Origin of the sequence: Pseudomonas savastanoi (assembly GCF_020917325.1) — a bacterium.
Classification (GTDB): domain Bacteria; phylum Pseudomonadota; class Gammaproteobacteria; order Pseudomonadales; family Pseudomonadaceae; genus Aquipseudomonas; species Aquipseudomonas amygdali.
Map to the genome: position 1 here is coordinate 5,384,820 of NZ_CP076652.1, position 15,943 is coordinate 5,400,762.

The 15,943-nt window shown below is 55.1% G+C and carries 13 protein-coding genes, 1 tRNA gene and 1 pseudogene; 9 read left to right on the forward strand and 6 right to left on the reverse strand.

What is annotated here, in order from left to right; translation table 11 throughout:
• Positions 1-85: 85 nt before the first annotated feature.
• Complete coding sequence (locus KP808_RS23075) at positions 86-1,315, forward strand: multifunctional CCA addition/repair protein (protein WP_230016964.1); 1,230 nt, start codon at positions 86-88, stop codon at positions 1,313-1,315.
• Positions 1,316-1,410: 95 nt separating this feature from the next.
• Here KP808_RS23075 and folK read toward each other — a convergent pair whose 3' ends face one another.
• Together folK and folB are read right to left on the reverse strand one after the other, a co-directional pair.
• Entirely contained in the window at positions 1,411-1,935 is a 525-nt protein-coding gene (folK, locus tag KP808_RS23080) for a 2-amino-4-hydroxy-6-hydroxymethyldihydropteridine diphosphokinase (RefSeq protein WP_058400997.1), read from the reverse strand.
• Positions 1,926-2,279 carry a dihydroneopterin aldolase gene (gene folB, locus KP808_RS23085; RefSeq protein ID WP_002551880.1) on the reverse strand — a complete coding sequence of 118 codons (354 nt, stop codon included), beginning with the start codon at positions 2,277-2,279 and terminating at the stop codon, positions 1,926-1,928. The genes folK and folB overlap by 10 nt, the downstream gene beginning before the upstream one ends.
• Positions 2,280-2,353: 74 nt before the next feature.
• Here folB and plsY point away from each other — a divergent pair, with 74 nt between their 5' ends.
• Positions 2,354-2,923, forward strand: a complete 570-nt coding sequence (gene plsY, locus KP808_RS23090) for a glycerol-3-phosphate 1-O-acyltransferase PlsY (RefSeq protein WP_058408544.1) — start codon at positions 2,354-2,356, stop codon at positions 2,921-2,923.
• Between the two features lie 35 nt (positions 2,924-2,958).
• Here the strand turns inward: plsY and tsaD are convergent, their stop codons facing one another.
• Positions 2,959-3,984, reverse strand: a complete 1,026-nt coding sequence (gene tsaD, locus KP808_RS23095) for a tRNA (adenosine(37)-N6)-threonylcarbamoyltransferase complex transferase subunit TsaD (protein ID WP_230016965.1) — start codon at positions 3,982-3,984, stop codon at positions 2,959-2,961.
• Between the two features lie 198 nt (positions 3,985-4,182).
• On the opposite strand from tsaD, the gene rpsU reads away from it, so the two are divergent.
• From rpsU to KP808_RS23130, 7 genes are all read left to right on the forward strand, one after another.
• Positions 4,183-4,398 carry a 30S ribosomal protein S21 gene (gene rpsU, locus KP808_RS23100; RefSeq protein ID WP_002551877.1) on the forward strand — a complete coding sequence of 72 codons (216 nt, stop codon included), beginning with the start codon at positions 4,183-4,185 and terminating at the stop codon, positions 4,396-4,398.
• A gap of 507 nt (positions 4,399-4,905) precedes the next feature.
• Positions 4,906-6,861: a DNA primase gene (dnaG, locus tag KP808_RS23105; protein ID WP_230016966.1), complete on the forward strand. Its 1,956-nt coding sequence runs from the start codon at positions 4,906-4,908 to the stop codon at positions 6,859-6,861.
• Between the two features lie 67 nt (positions 6,862-6,928).
• Entirely contained in the window at positions 6,929-8,779 is a 1,851-nt protein-coding gene (rpoD, locus tag KP808_RS23110) for an RNA polymerase sigma factor RpoD (RefSeq protein ID WP_230016967.1), read from the forward strand.
• Positions 8,780-9,057: 278 nt separating this feature from the next.
• Positions 9,058-11,535, forward strand: a complete 2,478-nt coding sequence (locus KP808_RS23115; RefSeq protein WP_407692687.1) for a sensor domain-containing protein — start codon at positions 9,058-9,060, stop codon at positions 11,533-11,535.
• A gap of 15 nt (positions 11,536-11,550) precedes the next feature.
• Positions 11,551-11,627 (forward strand) — tRNA-Ile (locus KP808_RS23120).
• A 118-nt stretch (positions 11,628-11,745) separates the two neighbouring features.
• Positions 11,746-13,113, forward strand: a complete 1,368-nt coding sequence (locus tag KP808_RS23125) for a DUF6861 domain-containing protein (protein ID WP_230016973.1) — start codon at positions 11,746-11,748, stop codon at positions 13,111-13,113.
• Between the two features lie 17 nt (positions 13,114-13,130).
• Positions 13,131-13,739 carry a GAD-like domain-containing protein gene (locus KP808_RS23130; protein ID WP_230016974.1) on the forward strand — a complete coding sequence of 203 codons (609 nt, stop codon included), beginning with the start codon at positions 13,131-13,133 and terminating at the stop codon, positions 13,737-13,739.
• A gap of 30 nt (positions 13,740-13,769) precedes the next feature.
• On the opposite strand, the pseudogene KP808_RS23135 reads toward KP808_RS23130, so the two are convergent.
• The 3 genes and pseudogenes from KP808_RS23135 to KP808_RS23145 all read right to left on the reverse strand — a co-directional run.
• Positions 13,770-14,122, reverse strand: a pseudogene (locus tag KP808_RS23135) (IS66 family transposase); the annotation flags it as partial.
• A gap of 105 nt (positions 14,123-14,227) precedes the next feature.
• Positions 14,228-14,746: a hypothetical protein gene (locus KP808_RS23140; RefSeq protein WP_230016976.1), complete on the reverse strand. Its 519-nt coding sequence runs from the start codon at positions 14,744-14,746 to the stop codon at positions 14,228-14,230.
• Positions 14,747-15,004: 258 nt separating this feature from the next.
• Positions 15,005-15,940 carry a hypothetical protein gene (locus tag KP808_RS23145; protein ID WP_230016977.1) on the reverse strand — a complete coding sequence of 312 codons (936 nt, stop codon included), beginning with the start codon at positions 15,938-15,940 and terminating at the stop codon, positions 15,005-15,007.
• Between the last annotated feature and the right edge of the window lie 3 nt (positions 15,941-15,943).

Consider the following 15,943-nt stretch of genomic DNA (forward strand, 5'->3'; position numbering starts at 1 on the left):
AAGCTGTTTAAACGGCTGCTCATGCAGCTTTAGCCTCCGCAAGCACGGCACAAGGTTTATCCTGTCGCGCTTACGGAGGCTTTTTATGCAGATTTATAAAGTGGGCGGTGCTGTACGCGACCGCCTCCTGGGTCAACCTGTCACTGATATCGATTGGGTCGTGGTCGGCGCGAGCACTGAGGACATGCTGGTCAAGGGCTATCGCCCGGTCGGCACAGACTTCCCGGTGTTTCTGCACCCGCTGACCAATGAGGAATACGCGCTGGCGCGCACCGAGCGCAAAAGCGGCGTGGGCTATGGAGGCTTTGTTTTTCATGCAAGCCCCGAGGTAACGCTTGAGCAGGACCTGATTCGGCGCGACCTGACGATCAATGCCATGGCCGAAGACAAGGACGGAAACCTGACCGACCCGTACAACGGTCAGAAAGACCTTGAAGCGCGAATATTGCGCCACGTTTCCCCCGCGTTCGCCGAAGATCCGCTTAGGGTCTTGCGCGTGGCCCGGTTCGCAGCGCGCTACGCACGTTACGGTTTCACCATCGCTCCCGAGACTTTGGGGCTGATGCGCCAGCTCAGTGAATCCGGCGAACTCAAGGCGCTGACTGCCGAACGAAGCTGGAAAGAAATCTCTCGCGCGCTCATGGAAGATCAGCCTCAGGTGTTCATCCAGGTACTGCACGACTGCGGCGCACTCAAGGAACTGATGCCCGAGGTCGAAGCGCTGTTTGGCGTGCCGCAACCCGCTGCACATCACCCGGAAATAGACACCGGCGTACATGTCCTCAGCGTGCTTGAGCAATCTGCGATTCACAAACACCCGCTGACCGTACGCTGGGCCTGTCTGCTGCACGATCTGGGCAAGGGGCTGACGCCGGAAGCCGAATGGCCCAGGCACATTGCCCATGAACATACCGGCCTGCGCCTGATTAAAGCGGTCAACGAGCGCTTTCGGGTGCCCAGGGAATGCCAGGAACTGGCACTGCTGGTCGGCCAGTACCACACCCACGGCCATCGGGCGCTGGAACTGAAACCCTCGACCTTGCTGGATCTGCTGCAAAGTTTCGACGTCTACCGCCGCCCGCAGCGTTTTGAAGAGTTCATTGCGGCGTGCGAGATGGACGCGCGAGGACGTCACGGCTTCGAACAACGCAGTTATCCACAGGCTGATTACCTGCGCGGTGCAGCACAGGCAGCTCGAACGGTGTCAGTACAGCCGCTGCTGGAAAAAGGCCTCAAGGGCAAGGAACTGGGCGACGCGCTAAAGAACGAACGGCTCAAGGCGCTGAAAATCTACAAGGCAGAGCACGTCGCCTGACTCTAAATGACTATTATCGCTTCCACGCTCCGCGTGGTAGCGCAGCCCTGGACGCTCTGCGTCCGGTCTTCAGCACCCGAGAGCCACACACCGACTCAGCTACGCAGCAGACTCTCAGGCGTAAGACCCACTCCGCGCCACTCAAACGCTACCGGCCAGAGCTGCTGATCGATCTGCGCGTCAGCCCAAAGCTTGCTGAAGGCAATACCGACACCCGGATGCAGGCGTTCAGGGGCAATCAATGCCAATGGGCACAGCACGAAGGCATTCTTCAGAATCTCCGCTCTGGGCAAAATCAGCCCGTCGAAATTGCCGACCTGCTCGCCATACAACAGCACATCGATATCCAGCGGCAGCCCTTTGCGATCCGGGGCATAGCGGCCATTGTCCGCTTCGATGAATTTCAGGCGGCGATCCAGCTCCATCAACGGCAGGTCGGTCAGCGCCGACACCACCAGATTGAAGAATGGACCGCTCTTGATGCCCACCGCATGGCTTTCAAAAACCGGCGAGCAATGGAGGTCAGTCAGAAAGCCATCCAGTGCATCCAGCCCGGCATGCAGATGACGTTCGCGCTCGATATTGCTCCCCAGGCCGAGGAAAATCCGCGTCAGCGACATCCGCGCTCGATCTCCACGCCCACACCGGCAGCGGCGGCTACGGCACCCGGCTTGGTCAGTTTCAGACGCAGCCAGGGAATATTGAATTCGCTCATCAGCACTTCAGCCAGCCGCTCAGCGAAGGTCTCTACCAACTGAAACTGAGCCTGCTCGGCGAAAGCCTGAATACGTGTCGAAACACTGGCGTAGTCAAGGGCCTTGCTCAGGTCGTCGCCTGCCGCTGCAGGGCGATTGTCCCAGGCGAAGCTGAGGTCCAGACGCAGGCACTGACGAATGCCGCGCTCCCAGTCATAGGCGCCGATGACCGTATCAACCTCAAGGCCCTCGATGAAAACTCTGTCCAAGCACTACTCTCCACTGCACGACAAGGGCGCGATGCGCCGTTAGAATCAGGGCATCCTCGCCCGGAATGGTTAGCATGTTTTGGTTACTGGCCACCTTCGCCTACCTGCTTGGCTCGCTGTCCTTCGCCATTCTGCTCAGCCGCCTGAGCGGCAGGCCAGACCCGCGCGCCAGTGGCTCGGGCAATGCCGGTGCTACCAACATGCTGCGTCTGGCCGGAAAAAAACTGGCCATCCTGACCCTGCTTGGCGACCTTTGCAAAGGCCTGCTGCCGATTCTGATCGCCAGCGCCTGGAACCTGAACATCGCGCAACAAGGCTGGATCGGCGTCTGTGCAGTGCTGGGCCATCTGTTCCCGTTGTACTTCCGCTTTCGCGGCGGCAAAGGCGTAGCGACCGCCGCCGGTGTGCTGCTGGGCCTGTACCCGCCCGCCGCTGCCCTGGCGATAGTCGCCTGGCTGCTGACGCTCTACCTGACCCGCACCAGCTCGCTTGCCGCCCTGATTGCCACACCGCTGACCCTGCCATTACTGGCATGGCAAGAACCTCATGCGCTGTTACCGATGAGCGTGCTGACGCTGCTCATCGTCTGGCGCCATCGCGGCAATCTACGCGACCTGCTCGCCGGGCGCGAACGACATTTCTGAGGGGCAACCTGAAATCATTTCACCCTCGCCTGCCATCACAGCCCTGGCAACTGCTCCATGGGCCAACGCGCCTGCACGCTGATGCTCAAATCTTCCTTCTGCCCTGCCTGCAAGCGCTGACAGCCAGCAAAGGCAATCATTGCGCCGTTATCGGTACAGAACTCGGGCCGTGCGTAGTAAACATTGCCGCGCAGGTCGCCAAGCATGCTTTCCAGCGAAGCCCGCAGCGCCTTGTTGGCGCTGACGCCGCCCGCAATGACCAGGCTCTTGAGGCCGGTCTGTTTGAGCGCGCGCTTGCACTTGATGGTCAAAGTCTCCACTACCGCTTGCTGGAACGCCAGAGCGATGTCGCAGCGGGTTTGCTCGCTGTCGTCTCCAGCGCCCTGACATTGCTGCCAGGTATTGAGCGCAGAAGTTTTCAAGCCGCTGAAACTGAATTCCAGCCCGGGGCGATCGGTCATTGGTCGGGGAAAGACAAAACGCCCCGCCACGCCCTGCATCGCCGCCTTGGAAATCTCCGGGCCGCCTGGGTACTGCATGCCCATCATTTTGGCGGTCTTGTCGAACGCCTCGCCTGCTGCATCATCCAGCGTCTCGCCCAGCAGTTCGTACTGACCGATACCATCGACGCGTACCAGTTGCGTATGACCACCGGACACCAGCAACGCGACGAACGGGAACTGTGGCGGGTTTTCTTCCAGCATCGGGGCCAGCAGATGGCCTTCCATGTGGTGAACGCCCAACGCCGGGATATCCCAGGCGAATGCCAGCGCCTGAGCGCACGAGGCGCCGACCAGCAATGCACCCACCAGACCCGGCCCGGCCGTGTAGGCAATGGCGTCGATGTCAGTGGCCACACAGTCAGCCTGCGCCAGTGTCTGGCGAATCAGCGGCAGCATGCGCTTGACGTGATCGCGCGAAGCCAGCTCCGGCACCACACCGCCGTAGGCCCGATGCAGGTCGATCTGGCTGAATAATGCGTCCGCGAGCAAACCGCGTTCGCTGTCGTACAACGCGACACCGGTTTCGTCGCAGGAGGTTTCTAATCCCAGTACTAGCATGGGGTTGCGCCTTGTAGGGGGCAGATTTGAAGGCGCGCATAATAGTCGTCGACCGAGGTGCCGACCAGCGGTTTTCGATCAGAGGCTTTGCATTCCTCTCAATGAGGGGTTAACATCCGCAACCCTTAAAAACCGACGTACTTTTGTGCAGTGTTTGCACTAAGCGTTGACCCCGGTAATGAATGAAGGTAGCTCTGGATGCCAGCCGTCAAAGTTAAAGAGAACGAACCCTTCGACGTAGCTCTGCGTCGTTTCAAGCGCTCCTGCGAAAAAGCCGGTGTTCTGGCTGAAGTTCGTAGCCGCGAATTTTACGAGAAGCCGACTTCGGAGCGTAAGCGCAAGGCAGCAGCTGCTGTCAAACGCCACGCCAAGAAAGTCCAGCGCGAACAGCGCCGCGCCGTTCGTCTGTATTAATTTACAGACCTTCGTCGCAAGCTTCTGCCTTGCCCGGCCAACCAGCCGGGCTGTCGGCAGTTCCAGCTTCGCTTTTTTGCGTTAACTGGATTGCGCGTTAGCTAGATTGATTGACCTAGTCCAGGCCGCCGATGCGACTCAGACATTCAATCAAGCACGTCCAGCCTGTTCACAGGCTACGTTGGCCATGCCCACTCGGGCAGCAGACGGTCGATGACAAGACGAGTATGCCTTGATGACTTCGCAAGAAGCTCAGCCAAGGCAGCGTCTTCCGTGCACCCAGGCTTATGTATCCGGGTTTTGTCCCCCTCAGGTGGACACCCAGCGTGAAGCCTTATGACCTGCCCGCAGGCTCAAGTTTATTTCCCTTTCAGGCCCACACCGACCATCGGATGCAAAGACGTGCCCGTTGATTGCCCACGTCTTCAAAAAGACGGCTGACAGGCTGACGGAACGCTCGTAGAGTCTCCCGATACTTTTGCACCACGCTTGAATGATGAGAACGCCATGGCCGGGCTGATTCCCCAGAGCTTTATCGACGACCTTCTGAACCGCACCGACATTGTCGATATAGTCAGCTCGCGTGTGCAGCTCAAGAAAGCCGGGAAGAACTACACCGCCTGCTGCCCGTTCCACAAAGAGAAAACACCCTCTTTCAGCGTCAGCCCGGACAAACAGTTCTATTACTGCTTCGGTTGCGGCGCTGGCGGCAACGCGCTCGGCTTCATCATGGATCACGACAATCTGGATTTCCCCCAGGCTGTCGAAGACCTCGCCAAAGCAGCAGGCATGGAAGTGCCTCGCGAACAGGGCGTAAAAGGCCAGAAGCCCCGCCAGCCAACCGATTCCCCGCTCTACCCGCTGCTGACTGCCGCCGCCGAGTTCTATCGCCAAGCCCTGAAAAGCCATCCATCGCGCAAGGCAGCAGTGGATTACCTCAAAGGCCGCGGGCTGTCCGGTGAAATCGCGAGGGACTTTGGCCTGGGCTTTGCTCCGCCAGGCTGGGACAACCTGTACAAGCACCTGAGCAGCGACTCACTGCAGCAAAAGGTCATGATCGATGCCGGCCTGCTGATCGAAAATGCTGAAACCGGCAAACGCTACGATCGCTTCCGTGACCGGGTGATGTTTCCAATCCGTGATTCACGCGGACGCGTCATTGCCTTTGGCGGTCGCGTACTGGGCGATGACAAGCCCAAATACCTGAACTCGCCGGAAACACCGGTTTTCCACAAGGGCCAGGAGCTGTACGGGCTGTTCGAAGCCCGAAAATTCAATCGCAACCTCGATGAAATCATCGTCGTTGAAGGCTACATGGACGTCATCGCTCTGGCCCAGCAAGGTTTGCGCAATGCCGTGGCCACGCTGGGTACGGCGACCAGCGAAGAGCATTTGAAACGCCTGTTCCGGGTCGTGCCCAACGTGCTGTTCTGCTTCGACGGCGATCAGGCCGGGCGCAACGCCGCGTGGCGGGCACTGGAAGCCACCCTGTCGAACCTGCAGGACGGGCGTCGGGCGCGTTTTTTGTTTCTTCCCGAGGGCGAAGACCCGGACACGCTGGTGCGCTCCGAAGGCACCGACGCGTTCAAGGCGCGCATCAATCAGCATGCCCAGCCGCTGGCCGATTATTTTTTCGAGCAACTGACCAAAGAGTCTGACCCGCGCTCGCTGGAAGGCAAGGCGCACATGGCCACCCTCGCGGCGCCACTCATCGATAAAGTGCCTGGGGCGAACCTGCGCATTCTGATGCGCAAACGCCTGACCGAAATTACCGGGCTTACCGGCGAGGCCGTCAGTCAACTGGTACAGAGCGCGCCGGCGGATGCACCGCCGAGCTACGACCCGTACGTCGATTACGACGCCATGCCTGACTTTGCCGATTACCAGCCCCAAGGCGGTTATGAGCCACAGCAGGAATGGACGCCAAAGAAAACCGGCGGTCAGAATCAAAAAAAATGGGACAACAAATCCTGGGGCAAAAAAGGCAAGCGCCAGGACTTCGAACCTCGAACGCCGCGTGTACCGACCGCTGTCGAGCCACCCATGCAGGCCGCACTGAGAACATTGCTGCATCACCCTGAACTGGCCGAAAAGGTCGAAAATGCCAGCCATTTCGCTGCAGAAGACCAATCTAACGCGCAACTGCTGGTCGCCCTTATCGAAGCCAGGCAAAAGAATCCCAACCTGCGGTCGTTACAGTTGATAGCGAGGTGGCACGGGACTGAACAGGGCCGCTTGCTGCGCGCTCTGGCAGAAAAGGAATGGCTGATTGAGGCCGACAACCTTGAACAACAGTTTTTCGACACTATAACTAGCTTATCCGCTCGCCAACGCGAGCGCAGTCTGGAACATCTGATCAGCAAGGCTCGTCAAACCGAGTTGAGCGCAGAAGAGAAAATTCAGCTTAGGGAACTGCTAAATCGCAATGTTCCCGCACAAACCCCGACCTCAACTGGCGCGTGAGGTCATAGCTCGGGTATAATCCTCGGCTTGTTTTTTGCCCGCCAAGACCTTCAGTGGATAGGGTGTTATGTCCGGAAAAGCGCAACAGCAATCTCGTATCAAAGAGTTGATCACCCTGGGTCGTGAGCAGAAGTATCTGACTTACGCAGAGGTCAACGACCACTTGCCCGAGGATATTTCAGATCCCGAGCAGGTGGAAGACATCATCCGCATGATCAACGACATGGGGATCCCGGTACACGAGAGTGCTCCGGATGCGGACGCCTTGATGCTGGCCGACGCCGATACCGACGAGGCAGCCGCAGAAGAAGCGGCTGCAGCGTTGGCAGCGGTCGAGACCGACATCGGGCGTACCACCGATCCCGTTCGTATGTACATGCGTGAAATGGGTACCGTTGAACTTCTGACCCGTGAAGGCGAAATCGAAATCGCCAAACGTATCGAAGAAGGCATCCGTGAAGTGATGGGCGCAATTGCGCACTTCCCTGGCACGGTTGACCATATTCTTTCCGAATACACACGTGTCACCAGTGAAGGCGGTCGCCTCTCCGATGTTCTGAGCGGCTATATCGACCCGGACGACGGCATTGCGCCGCCTGCCGAAGTACCTCCGCCTGTCGATCCCAAAGCCGTCAAGGCCGAAGGCACCGATGACGACGAGGAAGAATCGGCAGACGCCAGCGACGACGAAGACGAAGTCGAAAGCGGTCCCGATCCGGTCATCGCCCAGCAGCGCTTCGGTGCGGTTTCCGACCAAATGGAAATCACCCGCAAGGCGCTGAAGAAATTCGGTCGCGACGACAAGCACGCCATTGCCGAAATGGTTGCACTTGCCGAACTGTTCATGCCGATCAAACTGGTTCCAAAGCAGTTTGAAGGTCTGGTAGAGCGTGTGCGGGGTGCTCTTGAGCGTCTTCGTGCTCAGGAACGCGCCATCATGCAGCTGTGTGTACGTGATGCACGTATGCCGCGCGCCGACTTCCTTCGCCAGTTCCCGGGCAACGAAGTTGACGAAAGCTGGACTGACACACTGGCCAAGGGCAAGAGCAAATACGCCGAAGCCATCGGTCGTCTGCAGCCTGACATCCAGCGTTGCCAGCAGAAGCTGTCGGCACTGGAAGAAGAGACCGGCCTGAAAATAGCCGAGATCAAGGACATCAACCGTCGCATGTCGATCGGTGAGGCCAAGGCCCGCCGCGCGAAGAAAGAGATGGTTGAAGCGAACTTGCGTCTGGTTATCTCCATCGCCAAGAAGTACACCAACCGTGGTCTGCAATTCCTCGATCTGATTCAGGAAGGCAACATCGGCTTGATGAAGGCTGTGGACAAGTTCGAATACCGTCGTGGCTACAAGTTCTCGACCTATGCCACCTGGTGGATCCGTCAGGCGATCACTCGCTCGATTGCCGACCAGGCCCGCACCATCCGTATTCCGGTGCACATGATCGAGACGATCAACAAGCTCAACCGTATTTCCCGGCAGATGCTGCAGGAAATGGGTCGCGAACCGACCCCGGAAGAGCTGGGCGAACGCATGGAAATGCCTGAGGACAAAATCCGCAAGGTATTGAAGATCGCGAAAGAGCCGATCTCCATGGAAACCCCGATCGGCGACGACGAAGATTCGCATCTGGGTGACTTCATCGAAGACTCGACCATGCAGTCGCCAATCGATGTCGCCACTGTTGAGAGCCTGAAGGAAGCGACACGCGAAGTGCTGTCGGGCCTTACCGCCCGTGAAGCCAAGGTTCTGCGTATGCGTTTCGGCATCGACATGAATACCGATCACACGCTTGAAGAGGTCGGTAAGCAGTTTGACGTTACCCGTGAGCGGATTCGTCAGATAGAAGCCAAGGCACTGCGCAAGCTGCGTCACCCGACAAGAAGCGAGCACCTGCGCTCGTTCCTCGACGAGTAATCGCATCTGCGAGTCAAACAAAACCCCCGGCCTGCCGGGGGTTTTGCGTTTCAGAGAAAAAGAAATCCAGATTTGCAGGTCCAGTCGTCAATTGATCAAATCAAACAGATGTCAGACGTCGGTCTAATTGCAGGCCCTGACGAATTGACCTACAACTATGTATCACACAGGACACAAGCGCTTTTCAGTCCAGCCTTGACCAGTGATTGTTACAAATTCACGCCACAACAATATCAGCGATAGTCAAACACGGACGTAAGCCGCATATGCGTGAAGTAATAATCGACACCAATGACCGGGAAGCGTCGTGCCTGTCCGAGGGAAAATTCGCCTCGGTCTTCGCTCAGTGCCCGGATGCCATGATTATCGCAAGCCTTGTCGACGGGCATATCATGGATGCCAACGCGGCATTCGTTGAACGGACCGGCATCGCCCTTGACGAAGTGATCGGAAAAACACCCACCGAACTGGACCTGTGGGCAGTGCCAGGTATAGGCCCAAAAGTTTTGCAGCAACTGCAGACAGGCAACATCCATAATCTGGAGATACCCTTTCGGCGCAAGAACGGCGAAACCTTTTCCGGGCTCATGTCCGCCCAGCCTTTCGACCAGAGCTCCACGCCAGCCGTACTGGTGATAGTGCGTGACATCACCCAGCGCAAGCAGGCCCAGCAGCAACTTCAACTTTCCGAAGAAAAATTCGCCAAGGCTTTTCATGCCTCGCCTGACGGGCTGGCTATCACCCGCCAGCAGGACGGGATGCTTTTGGAGGTGAATGAAGGTTTCTGCCGCATCACGGGGTATAGCGAAGCGTACTGCCTTGAACACTCGACATTCGACCTGGGCATCTGGGTGGATCTGGGCGAGCGCTCCAGGCTCATTGAGCAGTTGAAACGGTACGGCTCCGTACGGGACTTCAGGGCCCGGCTTCGTAATGTTGATGGCAGTATCAAACTGTGCGAACTGTCCTCGCACCCGCTCGTCATCGCAGGCGACGACTGCCTGCTGACGATTGCACGAGATGTAACCGAAAGCAGGCAAATGCAGGAAAAACTGCACCTCGCTGCAACGGTGTTCGAGAGCACCGCCGAGGGCGTGCTCATTACCGACACCAACCAGCGCATCAATGCCGTCAACCGTGCCTTCACTGAGATTACCGGCTACAGCGAGAGCGAAGCCATCGGCCAGACGCCTCGCATGCTCGCCTCAGGCCAGCATGACAGCGCGTTCTATGCCTCAATGTGGCATCAACTTGCAGCCGAGGGCCACTGGCAGGGCGAGATCAGCAACCGGCGCAAGAGCGGCGAGCTCTACCCAAGCTGGCTGACGATCAATGCAGTGCGCAACAAAGCCAACCTCACCACCCACTTCGTCGCCGTCTTCGCTGACATCTCAAGCCTCAAACACGCCCAGGCGCGCCTCGACTACCAGGCCCACCACGACCCGCTCACAGGCCTGCCCAACCGAACCCTGTTCGAGAGCCGCCTTCAATCGGCATTACTGCACAGCGAAGAGTCCGGCAGCCTTGGTGCAGTGCTGTTCCTCGATCTGGACCGTTTCAAGCACATCAACGACAGCCTGGGCCACCCGGTCGGCGATCTACTGCTCAAGGGCATCGCACACCGGCTCAAGGAGACCCTGCGCGATGTCGATACGGTCGCGCGCCTTGGCGGTGACGAGTTCATCGTTCTGTTACCTGGCCTGCTGCAGCCCAGCGACGCACAAGCCATTGCCAACAAACTGCTGTCCAGCTTCAACACACCTTTTGAAGCTGGCGAACATGAGCTCTACATCAGCCCGAGCATTGGCAGCTGCGTTTTCCCGACTGACGGCACCGACGTAGCAACGCTGGTCAAAAACGCCGACGCTGCGATGTACCGCTCCAAGGCCAAGGGCCGCAACCGGGTCGAAAGCTACACCTGCGACCTGACCACACAGGCCAGCGAACGTATTGCCCTTGAACAGGAATTGAGAAGAGCGCTGGACCGCAATCAGCTGTCCCTGGCCTACCAGCCCAAAATCAGCCTTCTGACCCACACGCTGATAGGCGCAGAAGCGCTGATCCGCTGGAACCACCCGACCTTCGGCGACGTGCCGCCCGAACACTTCATACCGCTGGCCGAAGAAAACGGCATGATTCTGCAAATCGGCGAATGGGTGCTGGAGCAGGCCTGCCAACAGATGGGCAAATGGCACAAAACCTGTCAGCCGTTCGGCCCCGTGTCAGTCAACCTGGCAGGCGCTCAATTGCGCCAGACAAACCTTGTCGAACACATCGAACAACTGCTGGCCGACAACGGCCTGGAGCCAGGCTGCCTGCAGCTGGAAATCACCGAACACTTCATCATGAGCCAGACCCAGGAGGCGCTGGCAGTGCTGCACAAACTGAAGAAACTAGGCGTGCAGCTGGCCATCGACGACTTCGGCACCGGCTATTCCTCACTGAGCTACCTCAAACGCCTGCCGCTGGACATCCTCAAGATCGACCAGTCCTTCGTTCGCGGCCTGCCCGAAGACACCCACGACGCCGCCATCGTCCGCGCCATCATCGCCCTTGGGCGCAGCATGCAACTGACCGTGATTGCCGAAGGCGTAGAGAACAGCGAACAGCAGCAATTCCTGACCCGCGAGGGCTGTGAACAGATCCAGGGCTACATCATCAGCCTGCCCCTTCAACCCGAAGAATTCAGCGCGAGATTTCTTCTTATGAATCTTTCGGACGTTTCGGATAGCACAGCCGCGAAACCGCCGTTATAATCCGCGGCCTACTGAGGGCCCATAGCTCAGTTGGTTAGAGCAGAGGACTCATAATCCTTTGGTCCACGGTTCGAGTCCGTGTGGGCCCACCACCTTTGAAAGCCGCGCATTGCGCGGCTTTTGTGTTTCTGGGGGCCCTTGAGATCGCTTTTGACAGAGCCTGGCACAAAGCTTACCTTCTCCAATTAACCCAGAACGCAGGAGCGGTGAATGCCTTTATGGACAAGGATCCCCAGCTGGCTCGATATCGAGGCTTATGCCGAACGCCTATTTAGTAAGCGCGGCCTAGGGGAACGCGAAAGGGGCATGAATCCTCTCAGCCCACCCAACTCCATAAATGTACCTAGTATCGATCTGATATATCGCCGAGTCAGATGTGTTCGCCGAGCGTGTGGTTTGGGCGAAAAAGAGGCCGCTAACAGCATCCTGAAGCGCTTTTCTGACCTTGATATTCGAAGCATCCTTGATGAGATGATTAGCTCAGTGGTCGACATGGCCATGATCATTATCGGCAGTGCGTTAACTGGCGCTACGATAGGTGGAGGGATCGGATTACTTGCAGGCGGCATCGGCGCGTTCCCAGGCGCAACGGCAGGAGCACTGGTCGGTGTGCAAGCGGGAACGTGGATTCTTGGCGTACTGGGGCTGGCCTCGATTGCTGAATTCTTCACAGAAGGCCTTAAGCCAATAGCTACGGGCTACATTCGTGGGGTTTCCACCGCTTGGAACGGCCCTCGAGAGCGAACCGGTAATCCGTTGAGTTCCTTTTCCAATGACAGCATGGCGGCACAACAAGGTGCGTGGGATATTGCACGCTCCCATGAGGCCGTAGTGATTCTCCTGCTAAGCGCTATCGTTGCTTATCTGACGCGAGGCCGCGGAAACGCAAGTGTGCTTGCAACCGAAATGAGAACTAGCGAGCGAGGTGCAAAGCTTGGCCAGTGGATGCTCAAGCACGAAGAAGCATTGAAAAAACACCCTGACCTACAAACGGCAGAACCTCGCAGAGGCGCACTTGGGCCGCAGGAACCAACACCGAACCGCCCATCTGGAAAAGACAAAGAGCCGCCCAAGGGCAAGCCAAATACCATGCCGCTCCATAACGTCGAATGCTTCAAGGCAGACAAGATGCCAGCGTCCAAGATTGGGGAATTCGAAAGGCAATTGAAGGGGCAAGAGGACGGGCTGAATCGGCTGACAGTTGATGAGTATTTGGAGAATATTGCTAATCCTATAAAACGTAGCAAAGCAGCTGCTACGATGGCTCGAAAAAAACTACAAACCGACCTTCAACAAAGATTTCAAGATGAATTTTCGCACACCATGGACGTGCTTGATGCAGAGGACGCAGCTATCAAAAAAACGAAGGAAGTGATGTCAAGCCTTGCAGGGCTACATAACCCTGACTTGAGTGCTGGCGGCAAGGACGTTATTGCGGACTTTGGTGACAAACAGGTAAATTCAAGCATTGGTCCGCAGTGGAGAAATAAAATACAGAATTTAAAAAAAGAGGCTGAAAACATACCTCAGTCAATGCGAGAGTCAACCTTTCTTAATGTGAAATTACATAAATGCTAATCAGTGAGGCCGCGTCAATGGACAGAGTATTCGCTAGATTTATAGAAAAGTTTGGCGACCCTGTTGATCGCCAAGAAGTACCAGTATCAAGTATTGATCGTTACCAAGGTAAGCTACCAAATTTACTTTTAGAGTATTGGGCCGAACACGGCTGGTGCGGTTACGGTGACGGAATTTTTTGGCTAGTCAATCCGCAAGAATATGAAGGTGTAGTGGCCTCCTGGATTGAAGGGACTAAATTTGAAAAACTCGATACTTACCATATAATCGCCCGCAGCGCTTTTGGCGACTTATATTTTTGGGGTGAAAAAACTGGAGCCGCCCTTAATATAACCAGCATTTTATCTAGATATATAGAATTCAACTCAACGCTCGGATCAGAGCATATGGATAAACAGCTACAGAATTTCTTACTAACCAGAAATATAGATAATGACGATTATGGTGGGCTTTTTAAACCCGCAAGGAAAAAAATCGGCGTCTTACGTCACGATGAAATGTATGGCTTTGTCCCGGCATTAACGCTTGGCGGGCCGGATACACTTGAGCATCTTGAAAAATTAAAAGCTGTCGAGCATCTGATACTGCTTTCTCAGATTACAGAGCTTCAGCCTTATAGCTTTTGAGCTATTCATGCGGGCATCCCGTCAGAGTACTTAATCCAGCTGCCACTTGTGCGGCAGCAACTGACCGATTTCACTCGCTCGCTGAGTCGGCAGTTGCGCGAGGACATCTTTTATATAAGCGTACGAATCATAGCCATACAGCCGCGCAGATTGGATCAAACTCATAATCGCCGCCGCTCGTTTGCCGCTGCGCAACGATACTGCAAAGAGCCAGTTCTTGCGTCCAAATGCCCATGGCCGGATCTGGTTCTCGGCCCAATTTTGTCAATGGGTACGGCCCCGTCATTGAGGTAGCGGGACAGCGCTGCTCAGCGTCTCAGGCAGTAATCGAGTGCTTTGCTGATGGCTGAGCCTTCGGGCACGAGGTCACGCTGTGCGATCATCTAGGCGTGCAACATATTCATCGCGGGTACTGCTTTTCGCCAGACTAATATAATGAAATCCACGGATCCGCGTAGCGGCACAAGCAAGAGCGCTATCGATGCGAATCAAAGCGTAGTCTGGATATTATTCTTGAAATTGTACCGAAACCGGTCACCGTAAATGGATTTCACTATGAGGGTAAAATCCAGGTGTTGCTGGATTTCGGACCCAAGCAACAACTTTGTAAGCGCACACGCAATGGGAGCACTTTTGCTTATCTCAATTAGGCCAATTTCTTCACTTAGTTTCAGAGAGTCATTGGGGCGAGGCTCGCCTATAGTGAGACAATCAGTACCAAGGCGCATTAATTGAACGGCACCACCGAATCGGCCGTAACTATTGTCCGTAACAGGTTTGCCATCGACCGCTACTTCAAGGCTTTCAACATAGGCAGGACCTAAACCATTGTTGAAAACGTAAAGGCCATTCTGGTCCGTTTTGCCGTCGAGCTTGAAATAGGCATTGATCCTTGGCTCAACAGCAACATGGTTTTGTACTCTCTGCTGATACCCCTGCCATAGCGAAAGGCCCAATGCACAAACTGAAATGGCCAAGCTCAATTTATCAATGTGCGACTTCTTCAATGCTCTGCCTTTTCTTTAGGGATTGTGTGAAGATGAATTTATACTAATCGGGACATCACAAAAGCAATTGCAAACTAGTTAGCCCGTTCCTCAGCTAGGCGGCGACCTGAACTTTCTTTTCGAGAAGGCTATAGGTAGCCACAGCACGCACTATCAGATCGTGACGACCTAACCCTATCTACTAACGTAGCAATACCATGATGCATCACGCTGCATTTTTAAAGTCTGACAGGTACAGAAGCTGTAATTTATACACCACTATATTTCCAGCTTATAAATAAAGCAGTCATCCTTGCAGTTGGAATAAGCAGTTTCGTTATAGCTTCCAACTTCCGCATAGCATACCTGTACACTAGGATTATCTATAGCCGCCAACCCCGCCCCAACGGTGGATAACTTGTTATTCAATGGAGCGAGGACAACATTACAACCGCTTCTAGAACCAATGATTTCTTTTAAATCGTTTCTGACTTCATTGGGATCTTTTAACGAGTGACAGAAAACTTTTACTAACTCTGGCGGATAATAGCCAAGCAATTTCTCAGTAAGCTCTTTATTCCGCTCATATGAAGATGATGATATTGACCTTCCTTTATCTCCGTAACCAATTGATATAAAATCCGGCTCCAAATTATCTATAATTTCTTTTGCACGTTCATACTCAAAGCCAGACAGCAAGATCAAATGCAACGGACGCTCAGAAATGAAATCGCCCATATATCCTAAAACAGATCTAATCTGTACTACTTCCTCACTCAGCTGGCTCGATGCCTCTGCAACTCTGTAGAATATATATACATCTCCAAGCCTTCCCTTATTTACTTGGAGGTACCTCATGGTAATCAGTAGGCTTTCTCTAGTAAAGGTAGATATATCCACCACCACATTTGGATGCTCCACTTCTTCCAAGATTGTCGTAAAGTAGTCAATTAATGCATCAGCGGTAGTCGTTGGTCTAGAAATATCCATCTCGTAAGAACGGACATTGAACTTTTCTTTGTATTTCTCCATGTGAACGCGGCTTGAATTTTCGTATTTCCCGAAATAAAGCAGGCATAGGCTTGATATACGAGAACTTTCAAAACTTTCACTAACTGTCAGGCATCGGTTTTCATAGCTCGCACAAACAAGCATGCAGTCAATTTGAGCTGGGAGATCAGATTGAATCTTTTTCGAAATAATAGGATTTTTCATTTA